The following is a 21,048-nucleotide window of genomic DNA, read 5'->3' on the forward strand; positions in this document are numbered from 1 at the left end:
GTTCGATTTACTACATAAACGATAGATTTTTTATAACTTACCTCCCGGGGTCTGCAGCTTTTTGAGTAAATTTAATGTAAAACCAAGAGTCATGAAAAACAACAGAATAGCGGGTATTAAAAGTTTGGTTGGCAATACACCACTTTTGACCATCCGCTTAAACTTTAAAGGGGAGGAAAGGATTGTATATGCCAAAGCTGAGAGTCTTAACATGACAGGTAGTGTAAAGGACAGGATGGCTTTTCACATTCTGGGAAAAGCTTATGAAAAAGGCACCCTCGTTCCCGGTATGCAAATTTATGAAGCTACCAGTGGCAATACCGGAATTTCCGTTGCAGCCATCGGCAGGGCATTGGGTCATCAGGTCAATATATTTATGCCCGACTGGATGAGTATGGAGCGAATCAACCTGATCAAAAGCATGGGGGCCCGAATTAACTTGGTGAGTAAAGAGGAAGGTGGATTTTTGGGGAGCATAGAAATGGCAAAAAATGCAGCTGCCAGTTCACATGGTTTCGTTTCCAGTCAGTTTTCCAATGAGGATAATGCAGAAGCACATTATCTTACTACAGGACCGGAGATTTGGTGGCAGCTTAAGGCAATGGACCTAAGTCCTGATGCATTTGTCGCTGGTGTAGGATCCGGCGGCACTGTCATGGGTGTAGGAAAATTCCTTCGGGAGCAAAATTCAGCCATCAAAGTTTACCCACTCGAACCGGCAAATTCTCCCACCCTCAGCACCGGATACAAAGTAGGAAAACATAGAATACAGGGAATCTCAGATGAGTTCATTCCCGCCATTCTTCATTTGGAAGATTTGGATGAAGTAATTGCTGTGGATGATGGAGATGCCATCATCATGGCACAAAAATTAGCTGCAGAACTGGGTTTGGCCGTAGGTATTTCTTCAGGTGCTAATCTCCTTGGTGCTTTGATGGTCCAAGATAGGATTGGTAAGGATAAAATAGTGGTGACTATACTTTGCGACAGCAACAAAAAATATCTGAGTACAGATTTGTTGAAAGAGGAACCAGTTAAGCCGGGGTTCATCTCAACGGATGTAGAGTTGTTGAGTTTTAGTGCCCAGAAGAGAGTATGCAGGGTTTGTTTTGATCCGGAAGAAGCACGGTTGGAATATTTGAAAACTGTTTAGTTTTGCATGGTACTCTGAACAGTTTGATTCTATTTATAAAGGATTTAAAAAGCTTTTGAGCACCACAATTGCCATATAGAATGATGCATTTAAGATTAAGGATGAAATTTCAAGTTTGCAAACCATACTGCGTTGCGGTATTTCTAATGTTTTATTTATTTCATCCACATTCCGACTAACAACAAAATGGTAAGATGGTATTCAGCAGTTTGTTGTTTTTAACTGTATTTTTTCCCTTGTTTGTGGTGGGATATTTTCTTGTACCGAAGAAAATAAATCTCAAGCATTTGTATATTTTAGTAGCCAGCTTTATTTTTTATGCCTGGGGTGAGCCAAAATTTGTGTGGATCATTTTCTTTACCACTTTAGTCGATTATTTTTTGGTGAAGAAAATGAATTCCTATGATGATCCATTCAAGCGAAAATTATTTTTGGTATTTCCAATTCTACTGAATGTGGGCTTGCTGGGGTATTTTAAGTATTTTAATTTTTTTATGGATTCTTTCCATCAGATTGGGGCAGCCTTTAATCTTCCACTGATTCAGATAAGTCAAATTATTTTACCCATTGGAATCTCATTTTTTACATTTGAAAGCATCACTTATTCTGTGGATGTTTACAGAAGGGTTCACAAGCCTTTGGATAAATTTTGGGAATATCAGATGTACATTATTTTTTTTCCAAAGTTGATTGCCGGGCCAATTGTACGATACCATGAAATCTCAGACCAGATAAACGATCATATTCACCACGATCATTTTCATAACCGGATGAATGGATTTGTCCGATTTGCCATTGGTCTGGGAAAGAAAGTTTTAATTGCAAATGTAGTGGGCCGACAAGCAGATGTGATATTTGATTTAGGTGTGGAGCAATTGACCACACCACTTGCATGGTTGGGGGCATTGGCCTATACGATGCAGATTTATTTTGATTTTTCGGGATATTCCGATATGGCCATTGGGATATCCCGCATGCTGGGGTTTAAACTACCGGAGAATTTTAATCATCCTTATGTTTCCAGAAGTGTGACTGAATTTTGGAAGCGCTGGCATATAACCTTAGGAAACTGGATGAGAAATTATTTGTACATCCCATTAGGTGGTAACCGTGCTACCCAGGGAAGAGTGTTGTTTAATTTATTTCTCGTTTTTGTTCTATCCGGTCTCTGGCATGGCGCAGGTTGGAATTTTATCGTATGGGGAATTTATTATGGAATTTTTCTTGTAGGAGAAAGGTTGCTGCTTAAAAAAAGAAACATAGAGGTCGAAGGGTGCAGGAGCTATTTTGGAATGATGTACACTTTTTTGGTTGTGGTGATTGGTTGGGTTTTTTTTAGATTGGAAGATCTTACCCTGGCTTTGGATTATGTGCATAAAATGTTTTCTCTGGACTTTAGTCATAACTATGTATTTGTTTTCCAGGAAGATTTCTTTTTTATTTTGATCACAGGTTTGTTATTTTCTTTTTGTGTATTGATACCATGGATGAATTCATTTCAGTTAAAATTATTTGGTGAAGGTTTGTACCGCTCCCAATTATACATGTTTGTTTGTCTTGGAATTTTGACATACGGTGTTTGTTTGATATCGTTGAGTGGGGGATTATTTAATCCATTTATTTATTTTAAATTTTAGATGGTGAGAACAATACAGACCGGCAATCCATCTAATCCAGAAAAAAATACATTATTATGGCAATATAGAATGGAGGAAAAGGGTAGTATGGATAAATATTTCTGGTATCTTATCCTGATTTTTCTGTTGGGTATTTTTATAGTTATATTCAGAAATAAAAGTGGGCGTACACAGTCAGAAATAAACTTTGGGAATGTGTTTTCGGGGTTGTTTCAAATTCAGACAGAGAACAGATTATTGGAAAAACCATTTATCCTTAAGTTAAAGAAATTAAAAGATAAATGGGAATATTTCCTTTTTAAAAAAGTCAATATTGATGATTCCTTTTCCGGAAAGGAGGGTTATGTTTTTGGTGAAGACATGACCAAGTCAATTTTTGGGGATGATTATTGTGGTGAGGCGTTCATTTATGATCAGGTTTACAAAGCAGCATTTGTGCAGAAAAAATTGAAAGAATCTGGGGTTGAACTTCTTTTTCTGTTTGCACCCGGAAAAGCTTCTGTGTATCCTGAAAAGTTACCTGATTATTTAAGGAAGACAAAACATAAGAAGACCAATTATGAAACCTATATTACAGAAGGAAAAAATTTTAATTTAAATATGATTGACTTTGTTCAGTATTTCAAAACACTGAAAAGTCAGACTCCTTATCCACTTTTTCCCAAGTACGGTTCGCACTGGAGTTTTTACGCCGAGTGCATAGTAGTAGATTCGACGATCAGAAGATTGGAACAAATGACCAATGTTAATTTACCCAATTTTAATTATACGAATGTAAGGCTATTGGACACAGTGAAGTTTAGAGATGCAGATATTTTTCAAAAAATGAATCTAGAAGTGCCGAAAGGTAATTTATTGGCTTATCCGGATAAATTTACATTTGAACACGGTGAAGACGTTCATGCCCAAAAGGTGTTGGGGATAGGGGATAGTTATTATCAATGTTTTCAATATACAGGCGCCATGCATGAGGCATTTGGTGACGGCAAGCAATGGTATTATTACAACAGTATTTTGCCAAAGGATGAAAAGAATCCCGAAGTTTGGGAGTTGGATCTGAAGAGTGAGCTGCTTGGTCATAAAGCAATACTGGTGCTTTGTAATGAATTGAATCTAACCTTATTTGGCAGTGGTTTTATCAATGAGGCGTATGAATTGTTCAGCAATCCCGAACAATATTATGATTACAAAAAAGACAGAGATAGGGTAAATTATTTTAGAAAGGAAATACATCGCAATAAAGATTCTTTGGATCTGGTGGCTTCAGAATCACAACGAAGGCGGATCTCGGTGGATTCATTAATTACAGAAATTAGTTTAAAGAAGCTTGCACAGGAGAAATTAAAAAAAATTGAATCGGTAGATTAGCTTTAATGGGGATCGATAAAATATAAAATGTAAAGAAAATATTTTTTACAAATATTAAATGGATGATTATGAAAAGCATGGGCATATATCAATTATTAGCTTCTGTTTTTTTTGGAGGAATGATCCTTCATTTTGCAGGACCATTTTTAATTCCATTGGCTTATGCATTTTTAATTGCAGTCGTACTTTTTCCGATTTGTGCTTATTTTGAATCCAGGGGATTTGGGAAAGTTCTATCCATTGTGTTGCCGTTAATCATATTGTTTATTTTCTTTTCCGTTTTGGTACTTTTTCTGAGTTATGAATTAGTCATTCTCAGTGAGAAATGGCCAATGATACAAGCAAAGCTAGATCCAATGCTAAATCAAATTCAGCAGCAACTTGAGATTGAATTTGGCTGGACTGCAGAAAAGCAATTAAACTGGATCAAAGGATATTTAGTTCAGATAAGTCAAAATACCGGAGCCTATTTGAAAGAAACTGCGAATGCCATTTTCTCAGCTTTATTTAATCTGATCATCATTCCCATTTATGTTTCCCTGATTTTGGTATACAGGAGAAGCCTGGTGAGATTTGTCATTGACATTTCAGCGGAACATTATCGTGTAAAGATGAAAGAAGTTATAATGGAAACTGTAAAAGTGTTTTCAGGTTTTATCCGTGGGATGGTAACAGTTTATATTGTGGTTGGTATATTGAATTCTTTTGGTTTGTGGGTCATTGGTGTGGAAAACCCCATTTTATATGGAATGGTTACTGCCATCATGACCATTATTCCAGTCTTTGGGATACTTATCAGTGCACTCTTGCCGATCACCATCGCGTGGTTGGAAACAGGAGCTTTGTGGCAACCAATAGGTATTGCAGCAGTTTTTACCATTGTGCAATACCTGGAGGCAAATTTAATCTTTCCTTATGTGGTCGGACGATTTGTTAATCTAAACACTCTGGTAGCCATTGTTTCTATTTTTCTTGGCGGACTTTTTTGGGGATTCTCAGGTATGATATTGTTTCTTCCATTTGTAGCAGTATTTCGCTTGTTTGCCGATCATTTTCCGGAATTGAAGCCCTGGAGTAAATTGTTGAGCAGGTAAATATTTAATTCTTTCTCTATCCGTGGGATGCTACAAATTTTCTTTTTTTTTAGCCACCCAGATTAATGAATTAAGTACTTTTCAAGAAATTGGTCCAGGAGGATAAAAAATAATGCTAAAAAAAATCTTCGAAAGGATAAATAATTTTATATTTGAACCGCGAGCGTAGGAGAATATGTGCAGACTGATGTATTTGTTTTGAAATGTATTTAGTTTTTGTGCAGATGGTTTCCCAAAACCAATCATCCTGATTTCCGGTACTACCTTAAGTAATCAATCTATTTATTGACTTTAAATTCTTTCCGTTATGATGAAAGTATTGAAATGGATATTTATCCTTGTTTTGGGGGTAGTAGTGCTGACCCTGCTTGCCTCCTGGATTCTCGCAAAAAAATTCAACAGCGAGTTTGAAAAAACTTATTCTTTAACTCCTGCTCAAATTACTATTCCGTCTGATTCAGCTTCCATTGAACGAGGAAGATTGCTATCAGTCGGATGTCGTACTTGTCATGATGTCGATTTGGCGGGCAAAGTTTTTTTTGATGATCCAAATATTGGTTCATTGCCTTCTTCCAATCTAACCCGTGCGAAAGGGTCAGAGACAGAGGGATATACTAATGAAGACTTTGTAAGAGCCCTCAGGCATGGTTTAAATAAGTCAGGTCACGCGCTCATGGTAATGCCCTCGAAAAGTATAGGAAAATTAAGTGATCAGGATTTGGGATGTTTGGTCGCTTTCTTAAACTCGCTGCAACCCATAGAACGAACTTTTGCCAAACGTCAGTTTACTTATATGTCTCAGGCAATGGCCGGCGCAGGGATGTTTGGGAATTTGTTTGATTACAAAGTGATCGATCACGATAAAGTAAAAAATGTAAATGCACCGCCTATAAGTAACAGTAAAGAATATGGTGCTTATGTGGTAGGTTATGAAGGATGTATGGAATGTCACGGAAATAATTTTGGCGGGGGTGTTTCACCGGATCCAGTTTCCCCTCCTGTTCCGGATATTTCAAAAAGTGGCAAGGCAGGTAAATGGACTTTGCAACAGTTTACACAAACATTCAGAAGCGGAACAACCCCAGAGGGAAAATCTTTGGATGGGCAATTTATGCCATTTGCCGGACTGGGTGCTTTGAGCGATATGGAAATCGAAGCTGTGTACAATTACATCCAGTCCTTTCCGCCAGCCAATAAATGAAATAGATTTTCGCTAAAAATTATTGCAATCATCCCATAACTGCAAAAGAGTCAAATAATTTATTTTAACCAACTAAACATTTAATTATGGAAAAGAAAATCATTTTTGGGGCTTTGGGTGGAACTGTGGCGGGGATGATTGTGGCGAGTGCAATTTTTATGGGATTGCTTGGTGGGATGGCTGAACAATGGATGAAAGACAATCAGGCATGTCTGGTTGAGATGAACCCAATGTTTTGGATTATTGCCAGTGTAGTGCAATCTGTTTTTATTACCATTCTCTTCGTAAAATTAAATATTGATAATTTCAGAAGTGGTGCAATTGCAGGAGCCTGGATGACTTTTTTTATGATTTTGTGGTATGGCTTGTTTAACGTATCCACTTTTAAAGCATATACCTGGGGGTGGTTGCCTTATGATCTTGTAGGGAATACCATCACCGGAGCAATTGCTGGCGGAGTAATCGGATTAATACTTGGAAAAATGAAATGATATTTTTCGAAAAAATTTAGTTATTAAAAGAGTGTTAAAAACAGTCAGCGAGGATTTCCTCGCTGACTGTTTTATTTTTAAAGTCTGTGGCGTTTGAAAAACTTAAAAATGTCATCATTGATTCTCTCTTTATAACCTGGAATTGGAGCGATCTGATCATAGATGGTGTGACCTATTCCTTCCAGTTCGTAATGTAGTGTTTCTTTTTTACATTTCTTACAGGTGACCGGAAGGACCGGCGTAACAGGTGGACTGCACCAGCTTGTCTTGTTGATCACGTATGTATCGATGAGGAAGGATGTTCCGATGCCTGTTGCTGTACAAAGATTATGTGTAGCCCAATCCTGGCATGCTTCATAGGCATCCACAAAATCTAAGCAGAATAACGTTCCGCCATGGTATGGAATGGTTCCATCCAGCGACCCATGAATCTGGAAGTAAGGCAGGACTGGAACTTCGTCTAAAGGATATACTTCCCACGGATATGCTGCCAGCGTCGTAATGGCTGCAAGCCAATTGACTTGTGTGGATAGATCTAATGTTAGTCCACCGCCGTTACTGGTCCCCATCGCATAAATTCTGGAAGCGTCAATGTGATAAAAGCTTTCCATGTTGGTTTTAATGTTTTCTACATAACAGATGTCGTCAATTTCCTCCAGACATGCACCATGCACATACCAAAAGGAATCCAGATAGGCTCTTCCATACACGCCAATAAATTTATTTTCATCTACCCATTCTCCGATTCGTTCCTTCCATGCACAGGCTTTATTTTTATGGCCGGAACCCTTTCCATGAAATGCAAATACTAAAGGATATGTTGAATCCGGATGAAACCCTACAGGTAACTGAATATAGAATTTTCTTTCCACACCACAAGCAGTGATTGTTTTTTCTATCAGCCCGTCTGTTGCACAGTTGTCGGCTGCTGTAGCCAAAGCGCTAATTGGTTTGTCTTGATTAAATATATCGTTAGAAATATTTTCTTTGTTACAAGCAGTAAAAAGTAACAGATTGAGCGAGAACATGTAAGCAAGTAATTTTTTCATTTTGTTTGTTTTATTTTGAATTTAATTTTGTATTTCAAAAACGAAAGAGAATAATTTCATTTTTGTAATCATGAAAATTCAAAAAAATTTCAGAATGTAAATTTTAATTCTGTTGATCAGTACAAAAAGTAAATTCAATACTTCTTTATAGTTGAGTCATTTGATTTTGTCCATGTGGTAAAATATTTTATTCATCCCGTAGCGCTCTTTTCAATTTAAAATGAATTTTAGAATCTCCGGGGTATTTCCCAGTGAGGAATTAATTTCTTAACACGTATTTAATGTAATCGTAATATGTAAATTTGTGTGAGGTAATCTCTTGAATTTAATTTTGCAGCAGGATGCACATACCATCTATTAAGCAAATTTACCAATGAGAAAGCTGCATTTTGTAATACTTGTTATCTTCTTTATTCCTTTATTTTTAATTGCCGGTCAAAGAAAAGTTTTGCTTATAGGTGTGGATGGTATTCGATCTGATGTAATTAAATATTGCAGAACTCCCAATATTGATTTTATTTCAAAAAATGGATTTGGAAGTTTTCAATCCATGCATCAGGATATTACCATGTCCGGTCCTTCCTGGTCCAGTATATTGTGTGGTGTATATCATCAAAAGCATGGTGTAGAAAACAATACTTTTAAAAATAGTCGTTACGATCAATTCCCAATGTTATGCAGTCCTGCGAAGAACATCAACCCGCAACTCAAATTTGGTGCATACATTGAATGGAGTTCACTATATAATGTTTGTGTTCCGATGAAATGGGACACCCTCATCAAAGGAAATATGGGGCATACCAGAGAGACAAAAACCAAAACGAGTTCATGGATAGGAAATTCAGATTTGGATTTTTACTTTGTTTATTTTGGTGAAGCAGATCATATGGGGCATCATTTTGGTTTCAGTCGATTTAATCCATTTTACAAACGTGCCCTGGGACGTATTGATGAATCCATCGGTGCGCTGATAAATGCAATACGGTCCAGAGACAGTTACCTCGATGAAGACTGGCTTATTTTGTTGACTACCGATCATGGGGGCAAAGGATTTGGTCATGGCGGATATTCACCTGAAGAAAGGCAGATCATGTGGTGGGCGTACAACGAGGGGATTGTAGCAAGGAATTTTGATGCTACGGAACATGGCAACCTGAATATGGATTGTTTTCCCTATTGCAATGTGGAAGAACGATCGGCACCTGTTCAGGCCGATATTGCAATTACTGCACTGCATCACTTATTATACAAGGATTGCCCTACTTTTGAGCAGGACTGTGAGATTGGATTTGACGGTAGATCGTGGCTGGCAGAAATGGGGCTCACGCAATCTCGATCCCAGCAGGTTACACTGCGATGAAAATTTAAACAGTTTTTGTTTTAAGCTTTTCAAAGTAATTGACTCCTACATGCAATACGATATTATTGCATGAAATAAACTCGCTGCTATAACTTTATTTTATCTCCTTTTTGAAGTCGCCATTTTTTAAATCGCTCAAATCATTTTTCCGGAAAAATTTGTTTTTTTATTTTTCAACAAAATGGAAGTTTCGGAAAATTAATTCTATTGCATCATGGCATCCACAATGGCAGTTCTAAAATCAAAAAATACCTGTTGTAATTTACTTTCCGCATCTGTACCATAATTGATCATGAAAGAAAGTGTCATGTCCTGATTTGGAAAATAAAAAACATCCGCTGTGTAGCCAAGATCTCTGCCGGAATGGCCATAAGCAAATTGATCGGGAGCTCGTTCGGTAAAACTTTTCATTACGCCCAATCCCAGAAGTCTGTCTTTGTTTTCCTCTTTGTGTCCGAAGGTGAGCATCGCATTCAAAGATTGCGTTTTTAAAATTACTTTATCTCTGAAAAGGAGTTCAACAAAATGCAACAAATCAATGGAGGTGCTGTAAAGCCCACCATAACCATTACCACTGCCGGTATTGTAATTGGTCAGGTTAACAATTGTGCCATTGTTGTAGAGATCAAAATAACCTTGTGCAACGGTATGAGATGGAGGTATGTCATGCCAGTAGTAATACGTATCCTCCAGATGATTTGGTTTAATGAGTCTTTCTTTAATAAGTTCAGCATGTTGTTTTCCGGTAGCTGCTTCAATGACCATGCCTACCAGCAAAGTATTGGTATTGGAATATTTGACAGAATCTCCGGGTGAAAAAACCTCTTCATCCCCTCTTACAAAATCCAGAAGTTCTTCTTCTTCCCAAAATTTGTCGGGTTGGTTTAGGACAGCCAGATAAAATGCCTGATCTTTTATCACATCTGCGATTCCGGTGGTATGACCAAGGCAAGTTCTGATGGTAGCTTCTTTTGCATTTTTTATATCTTTCAGTTGTTTGTCGGTGAGCCATTTGCTAATGGGGTCATCCAAATTCAACACACCATCTTCGACAAGCAAGTGCGTTAAAGTTCCTACAAACATTTTTGTAATGCTCGCAGCTTTTGAAATGTGACAAGGCTCAAGAAGTATGCTTTTATTAATATCCGCCATTCCTGACCCTCCCAGCCAAAGACCATTTTTATCTCTTATCGCCACAGAAATTCCGGGCATACCCTTTTTGACGTATTCGTCCATTACAGACTGGTACACATTTGCCTTAGGATGGATGGATGAACTATCCCCTGAAGGAAGATTACAATTGGCAGTGTAAGGAATTTTATCCTCCTTTTGGCAGGCCGTCCATAGGCTTGCACAAAACAGGCACATCAAAATGTAAGATATGTTGGTACGCATAGATTATTTTTTGAAATAAGTCAGGAAATTCGAAGCTACCCCTAGGTGGAACAAATTATATGGTAGAATGGTGACATAGTTCTTCACAAAGGGTGTCTGAACCATAAACTGGTATTCGACAAAAATCCTCAGCGGATGTTCACCAAATGGGCTGAAAGTATAAGAAGGACTGATGCTTAAAGCCAACATGGCCTGTGGTCTTCCGATACCTTTGCAGTCCTTATAATTTCCATTGTCGTTTATTTTAAAAACCTGCAGGTCCGGAATGGAATGGAGGTAACCAACAGCCAGTCTGGATTCAACGCCAAGATGTTTTGCGGCCATCCATCGTCTGTAACCGAGTTCGCCGAACAACTGAATTGCATATTGGGAATTGCGGTGATAGAAATAGCCTAGCTTGGCATTGTACAAAAGCTGGTTATTTCCTTTGTTTTTCCAGAGGAATTCTGCCCCAAGATTAAATCCGGGATGGAGTATTGAGGATGTAAGAAATAAATCTCCTCCCCCTGGAAGCATGGTGTTGGCATTCAGTACTGAAAAAACTATGGTGGGTAGACGGTTAGAAGATTGTGCTTTAGTACTTATAAAAATGCAAATACATAAAATCGTGCAAATAATTCTACCTACCGTTTTATTTAATTTTTCATTGGGACAACTTTATTCCCAAATGTATTTTAAAATTGGCATTTTTTCTAGGAAATATTTAACATGTATTATTAAATAGATGGAAACCATTTTCTATTTTAGGTCACTAAAGTGCAGTGGAATTTTTGAAAGTTAGTAACTGTTCATACTCGATGACGCATTTAAATATAAAATCTGTCTTCAAATCTAATCATTTGGATGATTTAGTAATAAAAATCCCTGTCAATCAAATCTTACATATAAAATGCAAAAATAATGACAGGGATTTTTACCACATTTTATGATTTAATTCCAACCGCCACCAAGAGCTTTATACATATTTATTTTTGCCATCAATTGTTTCAATTTTATCTCAGTAAGATCAATGGTTGATTCCAGAGCTTCGCGTTGAGTAAGCAATACTTCAATATAATCTGCTCTTGCAGAGCGGAACAAACTGTTGGAAATGCCAACAGAATTATTTAGAATATCCACTTCCTTTAATTTTGTTTCATAGCTTTTGGTAAAATTTTCTATTGCGTTTAACTGATTCACTACTTCAATAAAAGCATTTAATACAGATCGTTCATAATTGTATACAGCCTGTACCTTTTGGGCATTGGCATTCAGGTAATTTGCCTTGATGGCATTTTTGTTGATCAGCGGAGCCATCAAATCTCCTCCAAGGTTATAAAGAAAGGATTCCGGATGGATGAGATGTGTAGGATTAAAAGCTTGCAAACCTAAACCTGCGGTTATTTTAAACGAAGGATAAAAATTGGTTTTAGCGGATAGTACGTCCAATTTAGCAGCGGCCAATTGCTGTTCCGCTTTTTTGATATCCGGTCTGTTGGCCAGCAATTGGGAAGGAATGCCTTCGTTTACTTCCTCAAAACTTGTTTTTAAAAATAAGCCAGAATTTCTATTAATCCTTTGAGGAAAACGTCCTGCAAGAAAATTGATTTTGTTTTCAGTTTCTACAATCCGCTGGCGTATACTGTACTGCAAATTTTTTGTGTACAATAATTGAGCCTCAAATCGGTTGACAGCCAACTGTGTTACTTTTGCCGCATCTTTTTCAAGTTTAATTACTTCCAGCGCGTTCGTTTGAAGATCAATGTTCTTTTCAACAATATCCAATAAATTATCCAATGCTATTAACTCATAATATGAACTGGCCATTTCTGATATCATGTTCGTAATGAGAAAATTTTTTCCTTCTACAGTGGATAGATATTTCAATACTGCGGATTTCCTTGCATTCCTCAGTTTTTTCCAAACATCAAGTTCCCAGGAAAAGTAAGTACCAATCAAGAAGTCGCCAATGTATTTGGGTCCTCTGTCTGGATCTTGTTTCAAGTCTTCTTCGGAAAACCCATTCCATGTATACTTGCCTGCCCTGTCTGCAACAGCTCCTGATCGAAGGTTCACAAAAGGTAGGTATTCACCTTTTCTTATGCTTATCTCATTTTTGCTGATTTCGATTTCCTGCAATACCATATTCAATTCCTGGTTATTCTTTAATGCTGTATCAATCAGCGCAATCAAGATGGGGTCATTAAAATAATTTCTCCATTGAATGGATGCACTGTTGAGTGTATCCTGCGCGTTGCTGTACCTGGAAGGAACTGATTTATTTTCCTCCCGGCTTACATAGGAGGGTACTTTGCAGGCACCTAAATACAGAGCTACCAATATGAGTAAAGAATAATTAGTTTTCATTTTTGTCATCATTTTCAACTTTATTTCCGAATCGTTTAATAAATTTTTGGAAACGTTTACTAAAAGCTCTTTCATTACTGCTTTCAACAAAATGTTCAGTTAACGGATTTTCATCTTCATCTCTGATGAGGTGTTTTCCTTCTTGCATTTTTCCGAAGATGTAATAAAGTCCGGGTACTAATACAACACCGAAGACGGTACCAAACAACATGCCTCCCAATGCAGATGCACCAATCGTATGGTTACCCACAGCACCTGCTCCTTTTGCTATGACCAGTGGTATTAATCCTGCAATAAATGCAAAGGATGTCATCAAGATGGGGCGGAAACGCGCTTTGGAGCCTTCCACGGCGGCTTGCAGGACACTCATTCCCTGATTGTGTTTTTTGTACTGCAAATTCAACAATCAATACTGCATTTTTTCCAAGCAATCCAACCAACATAATTAATCCTACCTGCGCATATACATCATTAGAAAGTCCCATGGCTTTTAACATGAAATAAGTACCAAAGATGCCAGGAGGAATGGACAGTAAAACTGCAAAAGGCAAAAGAAAACTTTCATACTGTGCCGCCAGAATCAGATAAACAAAAAATAGGACAACCAGTAAAATATAAATGGCTTCGTTACCTCTTCTGGCTTCATCATACGAAAGTCCTTCCCAAGCAATATCATAGCCTCGAGGCAAAGATTGTGCCGCCACTTCTTTAATCGCATTAATTGCATCACCGGATGAATATCCTTTAGATGGTGAACCATTAATGAGTGATGATATATACAGATTGTAACGAGCTATTTCATTAGGTCCCTGCGTTTTAGTGATTTTCATAAAAGCAGAATATGGCACCATTTCATCATGATCGTTTTTTATGTACATATTGAGAAGGTCTGATGGTTGTTTTCGAAACTCAGGTCCTGCCTGTGTATACACTTTGTAATAATTGTTGAAGCGAATAAAGCCTTGCTCATAGGTACTGCCAATCATAATGTTTAGATTTTCCATAGCCGCACCAATCGAAACACCTTTTTGCATAGCCAATGCATTGTCCACGGTTATTTCATATTGCGGATACTTGGCAGAGTAAAAAGCAAACAAACCAGTTAACTCTTTTCTTTTTTCAATGCTTCTAAAAATTCTGCATTCACTTTGTCAAATTCCTGATAATCCACATCACTGTGCTTGTCTAACAAACGCAGAGAGAAACCATCTGAAGTTCCATATCCGGGCACTGCGGGTGGTTCGAAGTATTCAATATTTGCAGGCAGGTCTCTTGATTTTTCTTCCAGCTCTTCAATAATTTCCTTAACCGTTTGATCCCGTTCAGACCAATCTTTTAAATTAATTAAACATGTACCTGCATTTGAGCCCCTTCCTTCAGTGAGTATTTCAAAACCCGCCAATGAAGTAACGGAGGCTACTCCTTCAACCTCTCTGCACAGGTGCTGGAGTTTTCTTGATATTTCATTTGTGCGTTCCAGCGTGGTGCCCGGTGGTGTTTGAATGATTGCATAGATCTGTCCCTGATCTTCACTCGGAATAAATCCGGCCGGGAGAACTTTGTTTACACCAAAAATTCCAAATGCAAACAGGAGCAACATGCCATAAGTAATAATTTTTCGATCCACAATCAGGGTTAAGAATTTAGTGTATTTACCTGTTAGCTTTTCAAAGGTGTTGTTAAACCAATCCAAAAAAATACTGACAGGGGATTTTGATTTCGGCTTATCGTGTGTATTCTTTAATAGTATGGCACATAATACAGGAGTGAGCGTAAGTGCCACAAAACCTGAAATAACAATTGCAAACGCCATAGTGAGTGAAAATTGACGATACAGCACACCAACGGGTCCTGTCATAAATGCAATGGGTACAAAAACAGAGGTCATGACCAGTGTAATGGCAATAATGGCGCCGCTGATTTCTCCAATTACCTTTTTAACAGCTGCAAAAGGAGAAATATTTTCTTCCGCCATCTTAACGTGAACAGCTTCCACTACTACAATAGCATTGTCTACCACAATACCTATTGCCAGTACTAATGCAAATAAAGTAATGAGGTTGATGCTCAAGCCAAATGCCTGCATGAATACAAATGAACCAATCAAGGATACAGGTACTGCGAGAATAGGAATTATAGTAGAGCGAAAATCACCAAGGAATAGATAAACCACAAAAGCAACCAGCAAAAATGCTTCTAAAAGTGTGTGCATTACTTTGTCAATTGACGCATCCACAAATTTTGAAACATCATAATTGATTTCGTAGTCAACACCAGGTGGAAAATCCTTTTTCATTTCCTGCAGTTTGGCTTTCACCTCATCAATTACCGTACTTGCGTTACTGCCCGGGTTTTGTTTTAAAACCAGTGATGCAGAAGGGTTGCCATCTTTATTAGAATAGATATCCACAAACTCACTTCCTACTTCTACCTCAGCAATGTCTTTTAATTTAATGTTTTCCCCATCGGGATTTGCTTTCACGATAATATTCTGATATTGCTCGGGTGTATTGTACCAACCTTTATAAGTAAAAACATACTCCTGAGATTGTGCTTTTTTGCCTGAGCTTAGACCCACTCTTCCCGGTCGCGCCAATACACTTTGTTCATCAATGGATTTTAAAACTTCCTCAGCAGAAATTTTGTAAGCCCTCATTCTGTCCGGGTTCAACCAAACCCTTATGGCAAATGAACGACTGCCTATGGCTTGTGCAAAACCCATCCCTTTAATACGTTGCAGCTCTGGCAGTATATAGGTATTGGCATAATTAAACAGAAACTTTTCATCCACTTTGTTATCCTTGCTGTACAAGTTTAGATACATGAGCATACTCGGCTGTAACGGAGTTATAATTACCCCTTCCCGTTGAACAAGTGGTGGTAAATTGGTCATTACCTGATCTACTCTGGATTTAACCCTTACCGCTGCAAGTGTGGGGTCTGTGCCCGGTTCAAATACAACATCAATAGTGGCTTCACCTGCACTGGTTGCATCGGATAAAATATATTGCATGCCTTGCACACCATTTATGGCACGCTCCAAAATGGTCACCGTTGATTTGATCAATACATCCGCATTGGAGCCTGGAAATTCAATAAAAATGGATACTCTCGGCGGAGCAATATCAGGAAACTGCGCTACCGGTGAAGTTTTAATTGCCAATAAACCCAAAAAAACAAGGGCTACGGATAAAGCAATTGCAAGAACCGGCCTTTTTATAAACTTATTAAACATGGTTCAATTTTTGTTTGGTTTATGCTTTATTCCGCATGTAAATTATTTAGCTCAGCAAGTTCTTTTTCAAACGAAACAATTTTGTATTGAATCTTTTCGTCGTTCTTGACTTTGCCTAATCCTTCGGCAAGTATTTTATCTTTAGTGGTTAAACCCGAGGCCACAACATAAACATGCGGCATTTCTTGTCCAATGATGATTTGTGTGGCTTTGAGCGAATTGTCCTCTCCAACAATATAAACATATTTTTTATCCAGTACATCAAATGTGGCTTTTTGCGGAATGATAATCGCATCTTTAAGTGAAACTGGCATCAGGATATTTCCGGTTTCGCCATGGCGTAGAATTCCCTTTGGGTTAGGAAATGTTGCTCTAAATGCAATGTTTCCGGTTTCATTATTAAAATCGGCTTCAATGGTCTCTACTTTTCCGGAATAGTCAAAGAGATCATTGTTTGCCATTTTTAATTTTACCTTAAGCGTACTGTCTGATTTTACTTTTTTCACGTAGTCCAGATATTCTGATTCTGGTACATTGAAATATACCCACATTTTGCTGTTGTCTGAAAGAGTAGTAAGCAGTTCACCTTCATCCACAAGACTGCCTAGTCGCACATTAAATCTTCCCATGATGCCATCGAACGGAGCGCGGATATTTGTAAAATCCAAATGCGTTTGCGCCAATGCCAGATCCGCTTTGACTTTGTCCAGATGTGCTTTGGCCAATGCGAGTTCATTGGGTGAAACTATGTTACTGTCTGCAAGATTTTTTGTGTTTTTATATTCAATTTCTGAAAAATTATATTCTGCCTGTGCTTTTGTAATTCTGCCTGATAAAGTAAGGGCATGATTTGAAACATCAGCTGACCCTTTTTTCCAGACTGTCCCTCATCTACATAAATATTCTGGAGATAGCCCCTTTCCTGCGATCTTAATTCAATGTGATTGATGGATTGTATCTGCGCGACATATTCACGATACAAAATGGTGTCCATTTCTATTGGAGAAGTGACTAAAAAATTCGTTTCCAGTTCCTTTTCATGTTTTTCGTGACGACAACCGGAATGGATAAAAATGCTTGTGAGGTAAAGGAGAATTACTATTCTCTTCATAACTGTTTTGTTTTAAATTTATAATAAGAAAAATTTGCTCTGACGAAGGAGTGAGCGATAAAAATTCATGGGATACAAGCATCAAAGTGCTTATATCCGATAATTTTAAACAGCAGGATTTATATAAGGAAACTCTTCCAGGACTGGTAGAGAATAATTAGCGAAACCGTAGATCGGTTAACAAAGGATTGATTGAGTTGGAAAAAGTAACAGGCTAAGGAGAAATTAAATTTATTTAAGCATGTTGTGGAATCATGCCAAATAAATGGATTCCATTGGTCTTCCGAACGTTCATCTTCTTCATTCTCATTTGAGGAGTCTTCTTCATTCGGAGAATAAGAACATTGGAATGGAATGGATGAAGGGTAATGATTAGGAAGATAGTTATCCTCCGATAAGTAAGATGTTTTGTCTTTGGAGGATAAGTTTTTTTCTATTCGAATGCCAGCATATACTGAGTTTTGTCCCCAGACAAGGAAGACCCCAATCGTCAACAAAAAACAGTAATTCAGAATTGACTTCAACACTGGATTATTTTTTTAGATAGTCAATTTAAATTTATTTTTACTAAACATGCCGGGAAAACAAAATTTCAAATAAACTAATACAACTTTAAATGTAATCTGGTTTCAAATTGCGAAATTATAAAGGATACCATTAAAAAAAGTTAAAAAATGATTCATGACCATTTGACTTGTTACTTTAACAATTAATTTAGAAGCAGTTTGCAATAAATTGAAGGCTGATCAAATTTGGTTATGATCTTAGAGGTAAAGTGGATAAATGACATTCAAAAAAAAATAGGAACCAACAAGGTAATTACATCAAGAGCATTCACTTGGATATTACTCCGATCAGATTATATTCTTGTAGGTAAGATTTTATTTTCCTGAAAGACGATCATAAAAAATAAGAGCGAAGTTCAAGATACTTATCTAAAAATAGAATTCATTCAGGATAATCTATCCATGAACTACTTTGAGTACCAATTTTTTATGCATCATGTATCTTAGGATCATGGTAAAAATAATTACAAAGAGAATCCCAACAACGGCTTCAATAATGAGCATGTATTTGCTGTTAAATTTATCATGCGCCCATCCGTTTATTGCCGTCATGTAGACAACAGGTAAATTCCCTAGAGACGCAAGCAATGAAAATTTTGTGGCAATGTGTTTTTACCTATGGCATACAGGATCACATAAGTAAAAGCTGCATAAATCATTCCCATGGTAAATGCATAAATCAGGACACCACCGACATAAACCGCAGGCACCATAGGGAGTACGGCCATAATAAAAGTTGTAATAGCGCATAATGCTCCACTCCCCAGGTAGGACATCCATACACCCCATTTGTCTGCGATAATTCCACCCACCACACAGCCCAATGCACTCACCAAACCACTTAAAATACCCGTTACCAGCACTACAGTATCTGCATCCGTTTTCCAGTCTTCAGCAATAGCTGACCATAGGTTAGCCGCTGCTCCTGTACCAATTGGCATTAAGATTAAAATAATTACAAAAAGTGCTATGGGTATTTTGATCATCTCGAGAATACCTTTACCCATTTCTTTGATTTCGTGTACAATGGATTTTTCCTTATTGTGCGGAATGTCCTTAATTTTTAAGATGATCATCCCAAATAAAAGACAAGTTACGCTCAATACTATTCCCGATATCCCTACATTAAAATGTGTAGCAAGCCACAAACCGAGTCCGCCACCAAATCCGGTTCCTGCTAAACTTCCTGCCTGATACCATCCTGAGGCCTTGCCTTTATCTTTTTCTTCAATGGACTTTGCCATGAAACCATTTATAGGTAACAGAATCAGTGTTGCCGCCACTTGTGAAATAAATACAATAAGGGTAAGTAATGGTGCGCCCTTTGTGGTAAACGGGGTAAAACAAAGCAATAGCAGGGTGGTGACGGTAAAGAACAGTCCAATGTAAAACCATTTTCTCAAACTAAAGGAAATGTCCACCACCGGACCCCATAAAAATCTCCAGAGATTTGCTGAAGTGCCTATGGCCACAATACCTGCAGTTAGTGCAACGGGGAAGTCATTTTTAGTCAATAGGAACGGAAGTACCACTGTTACAAATCCGCTACTGATGCCGGATGGAAGCATCAGAAAAAATATGTAAATAGGTTTTATATAAGACTGGGTTTGTATTTCCATTTTTATTGATTACACGATGATTGTTTTTTATTTTTCATTCCTATTAAGTGGGCATTCCAATTTATAGTATTCCTTAGAGTCATCTCAAAAAAAATTAACTGCATGAAAAATAATATCCTTTTTTAGCACAGGAGAAAATACAATTCCTTATTCAATGGGAATACATTAATCCATGGGTAGACTGTCTGTTATTTCCAATACCACATTGCCTGTTTTTTGTCCGCTTTCCACATATTTATAGGCATCTACTATCTGTTCTAATTTATAGTGTCTGTCTATTACAGGTTTGAATTCATTATTTTCCACAAGTTCTTTTAGAAATATTACATCATTTTTGGTGATGGTGGGGATTGGAAACAGGACTTTTTTACCCCCTGATAGTGGTGTAGTGAGTGCAAGAAAAACGTTTTCTGCATTTTTTCCTAATTCCGTGGAAATGTAAATTCCTTTATCTGTGAGCAGGGGTTTGCATTGTCCAAAGGATGATTTACCAACTGCATCAAAGATGAAATGAAATTTTTGTTCTGTTTTGGTGAAATCCTGTGTTTGATAATCTATCACTTCATCAGCGCCAAGTGACTTCACCAAGGCTACATTTTTTGTGTTGCATACAGCAGTTACCCTTGTGCCAAAGTGTTTAAGGAGTTGAACAGCCGCGGAACCTATGGCACCTGTTGCACCATAAACTAAAGCGTTTTGTCCTTTTACAATTTTAGATGCACGGATATTGTTCAATGCATAATGAGCTCCTTCTGTGATGGGCGCTCCTTCCGCAAAACTCAAATTCCCGGGCAAAAATGTGATGGCATCATTTTCTCCAATCGTCAAAAATTCTCCGTGTCCTCCCCAGGTTTTGTCATTGTAACCAAAAACTTTATCGCCTTTTTTGAACATCGTTACATTTTTTCCAACTTCCTCAACCACACCTGCAAATTCACAGCCTAAAATTGGTTGATTTGGCCGAAAGAGTCCACTCCAAAAACGCGAAATAAAATATTCTGCACTGCGAAAACCGGCATCTGTCCGAGTGACTGTGGAGGCAAATACTTTAACCAAAACTTCCTGGTCATTTGGCAATGGTTTAGAAACTTCCCTTATGCTTACTACTTCAGGGGGACCGTAAACGGTATGAACTGCTGCTTTCATAAAGAAATTATTTTAAGATTCATGGATGGTAACAAGATTAGAACGATAATTTGCTGACTTCCTCATAAAAGTGGACAGAAAGTTAAGTTAAAAACCAGAATCCAAAGAAATTAATTAGGTATTCATTGGACACAATGAACATGCAATATACAGAGGATTAAATTGCGAAGTATTCTTTAGAGGAAAAGACATAAAATAGATGAAAAATAATGGTTAAAATATTTTTAATTTTGAATGGGATTGCCATATATGGTTCAGTTATTTTGGTAATTCTTAA

General features: G+C 37.6%; 15 protein-coding genes and 2 pseudogenes. 7 read left to right on the plus strand and 10 right to left on the minus strand.

All coding sequences use genetic code 11. The annotated features are described in order from the left end of the window. Positions 1 to 91: 91 nt before the first annotated feature. The 6 genes from IPJ83_03595 to IPJ83_03620 all read left to right on the plus strand — a co-directional run bounded on the left by IPJ83_03595 (position 92) and on the right by IPJ83_03620 (position 6,944). Positions 92 to 1,153, plus strand: a complete 1,062-nt coding sequence (locus IPJ83_03595; protein MBK7879633.1) for a PLP-dependent cysteine synthase family protein — start codon at positions 92 to 94, stop codon at positions 1,151 to 1,153. A 194-nt stretch (positions 1,154 to 1,347) separates the two neighbouring features. Continuing rightward, positions 1,348 to 2,790, plus strand: coding sequence for an MBOAT family protein (locus tag IPJ83_03600; GenBank protein ID MBK7879634.1), 1,443 nt, complete (start codon positions 1,348 to 1,350; stop codon positions 2,788 to 2,790). A gap of 3 nt (positions 2,791 to 2,793) precedes the next feature. Beyond that, positions 2,794 to 4,158: a hypothetical protein gene (locus IPJ83_03605; protein ID MBK7879635.1), complete on the plus strand. Its 1,365-nt coding sequence runs from the start codon at positions 2,794 to 2,796 to the stop codon at positions 4,156 to 4,158. A 68-nt stretch (positions 4,159 to 4,226) separates the two neighbouring features. Further along, a complete protein-coding gene (locus tag IPJ83_03610; protein ID MBK7879636.1) occupies positions 4,227 to 5,252 on the plus strand; it encodes an AI-2E family transporter in 1,026 nt (341 codons plus the stop codon). A 307-nt stretch (positions 5,253 to 5,559) separates the two neighbouring features. Further along, the gene (locus IPJ83_03615; protein MBK7879637.1) at positions 5,560 to 6,453 is read left to right on the plus strand and encodes a hypothetical protein; all 894 of its coding nucleotides are present in this window, start codon (positions 5,560 to 5,562) and stop codon (positions 6,451 to 6,453) included. Between the two features lie 86 nt (positions 6,454 to 6,539). Beyond that, positions 6,540 to 6,944: a hypothetical protein gene (locus tag IPJ83_03620; GenBank protein ID MBK7879638.1), complete on the plus strand. Its 405-nt coding sequence runs from the start codon at positions 6,540 to 6,542 to the stop codon at positions 6,942 to 6,944. Between the two features lie 77 nt (positions 6,945 to 7,021). Here IPJ83_03620 and IPJ83_03625 read toward each other — a convergent pair whose 3' ends face one another. Beyond that, a complete protein-coding gene (locus IPJ83_03625) occupies positions 7,022 to 7,993 on the minus strand; it encodes a hypothetical protein (GenBank protein ID MBK7879639.1) in 972 nt (323 codons plus the stop codon). A 373-nt stretch (positions 7,994 to 8,366) separates the two neighbouring features. Between IPJ83_03625 and IPJ83_03630 the strand changes: the two genes are divergently transcribed. After that, positions 8,367 to 9,353: an alkaline phosphatase family protein gene (locus tag IPJ83_03630; GenBank protein MBK7879640.1), complete on the plus strand. Its 987-nt coding sequence runs from the start codon at positions 8,367 to 8,369 to the stop codon at positions 9,351 to 9,353. Between the two features lie 204 nt (positions 9,354 to 9,557). On the opposite strand, the gene IPJ83_03635 is transcribed toward IPJ83_03630, so the two are convergent. The 9 genes and pseudogenes from IPJ83_03635 to IPJ83_03675 form a co-directional block, all read right to left on the minus strand. After that, a complete protein-coding gene (locus IPJ83_03635) occupies positions 9,558 to 10,748 on the minus strand; it encodes a beta-lactamase family protein (protein MBK7879641.1) in 1,191 nt (396 codons plus the stop codon). A gap of 3 nt (positions 10,749 to 10,751) precedes the next feature. Beyond that, a complete protein-coding gene (locus tag IPJ83_03640; protein ID MBK7879642.1) occupies positions 10,752 to 11,264 on the minus strand; it encodes a hypothetical protein in 513 nt (170 codons plus the stop codon). Between the two features lie 414 nt (positions 11,265 to 11,678). Then, positions 11,679 to 13,094 carry an efflux transporter outer membrane subunit gene (locus IPJ83_03645; protein ID MBK7879643.1) on the minus strand — a complete coding sequence of 472 codons (1,416 nt, stop codon included), beginning with the start codon at positions 13,092 to 13,094 and terminating at the stop codon, positions 11,679 to 11,681. Beyond that, positions 13,084 to 16,329: pseudogene (locus tag IPJ83_03650) on the minus strand (efflux RND transporter permease subunit). The gene IPJ83_03645 and the pseudogene IPJ83_03650 overlap by 11 nt, the downstream one beginning before the upstream one ends. 26 nt (positions 16,330 to 16,355) lie before the next feature. Next, a pseudogene (locus IPJ83_03655) lies at positions 16,356 to 17,440 on the minus strand (efflux RND transporter periplasmic adaptor subunit). Positions 17,441 to 17,559: 119 nt separating this feature from the next. Continuing rightward, positions 17,560 to 17,967: a hypothetical protein gene (locus IPJ83_03660; protein MBK7879644.1), complete on the minus strand. Its 408-nt coding sequence runs from the start codon at positions 17,965 to 17,967 to the stop codon at positions 17,560 to 17,562. Between the two features lie 435 nt (positions 17,968 to 18,402). After that, complete coding sequence (locus IPJ83_03665; GenBank protein ID MBK7879645.1) at positions 18,403 to 18,558, minus strand: hypothetical protein; 156 nt, start codon at positions 18,556 to 18,558, stop codon at positions 18,403 to 18,405. Positions 18,559 to 18,578: 20 nt separating this feature from the next. Continuing rightward, on the minus strand, positions 18,579 to 19,625 hold the full coding sequence (locus IPJ83_03670) for an MFS transporter (protein MBK7879646.1): 1,047 nt from the start codon (positions 19,623 to 19,625) through the stop codon (positions 18,579 to 18,581). A 165-nt stretch (positions 19,626 to 19,790) separates the two neighbouring features. Continuing rightward, complete coding sequence (locus tag IPJ83_03675) at positions 19,791 to 20,771, minus strand: NAD(P)-dependent alcohol dehydrogenase (protein MBK7879647.1); 981 nt, start codon at positions 20,769 to 20,771, stop codon at positions 19,791 to 19,793. Positions 20,772 to 21,048: the final 277 nt, after the last annotated feature.

The sequence above is a fragment of the Candidatus Vicinibacter proximus genome (assembly GCA_016713905.1).
Classification (GTDB): Bacteria; Bacteroidota; Bacteroidia; order Chitinophagales; family Saprospiraceae; genus Vicinibacter; species Vicinibacter proximus.

Excerpts from the sequence above, each read along its gene's own strand:
- IPJ83_03595 (MBK7879633.1), top strand. The coding sequence starts at position 92 with ATGAAAAACAACAGAATAGCGGGTATTAAAAGTTTGGTTGGCAATACA.
- IPJ83_03600 (MBK7879634.1), top strand. The coding sequence starts at position 1,348 with ATGGTATTCAGCAGTTTGTTGTTTTTAACTGTATTTTTTCCCTTGTTT.
- IPJ83_03610 (MBK7879636.1), top strand. The coding sequence starts at position 4,227 with ATGAAAAGCATGGGCATATATCAATTATTAGCTTCTGTTTTTTTTGGA.
- IPJ83_03615 (MBK7879637.1), top strand. The coding sequence starts at position 5,560 with ATGATGAAAGTATTGAAATGGATATTTATCCTTGTTTTGGGGGTAGTA.
- IPJ83_03620 (MBK7879638.1), top strand. The coding sequence starts at position 6,540 with ATGGAAAAGAAAATCATTTTTGGGGCTTTGGGTGGAACTGTGGCGGGG.
- IPJ83_03625 (MBK7879639.1), bottom strand. The coding sequence starts at position 7,993 with ATGAAAAAATTACTTGCTTACATGTTCTCGCTCAATCTGTTACTTTTT.
- IPJ83_03630 (MBK7879640.1), top strand. The coding sequence starts at position 8,367 with ATGAGAAAGCTGCATTTTGTAATACTTGTTATCTTCTTTATTCCTTTA.
- IPJ83_03635 (MBK7879641.1), bottom strand. The coding sequence starts at position 10,748 with ATGCGTACCAACATATCTTACATTTTGATGTGCCTGTTTTGTGCAAGC.
- IPJ83_03640 (MBK7879642.1), bottom strand. The coding sequence starts at position 11,264 with ATGCTTCCAGGGGGAGGAGATTTATTTCTTACATCCTCAATACTCCAT.
- IPJ83_03645 (MBK7879643.1), bottom strand. The coding sequence starts at position 13,094 with ATGAAAACTAATTATTCTTTACTCATATTGGTAGCTCTGTATTTAGGT.
- IPJ83_03665 (MBK7879645.1), bottom strand. The coding sequence starts at position 18,558 with ATGACGGCAATAAACGGATGGGCGCATGATAAATTTAACAGCAAATAC.
- IPJ83_03670 (MBK7879646.1), bottom strand. The coding sequence starts at position 19,625 with ATGGAAATACAAACCCAGTCTTATATAAAACCTATTTACATATTTTTT.
- IPJ83_03675 (MBK7879647.1), bottom strand. The coding sequence starts at position 20,771 with ATGAAAGCAGCAGTTCATACCGTTTACGGTCCCCCTGAAGTAGTAAGC.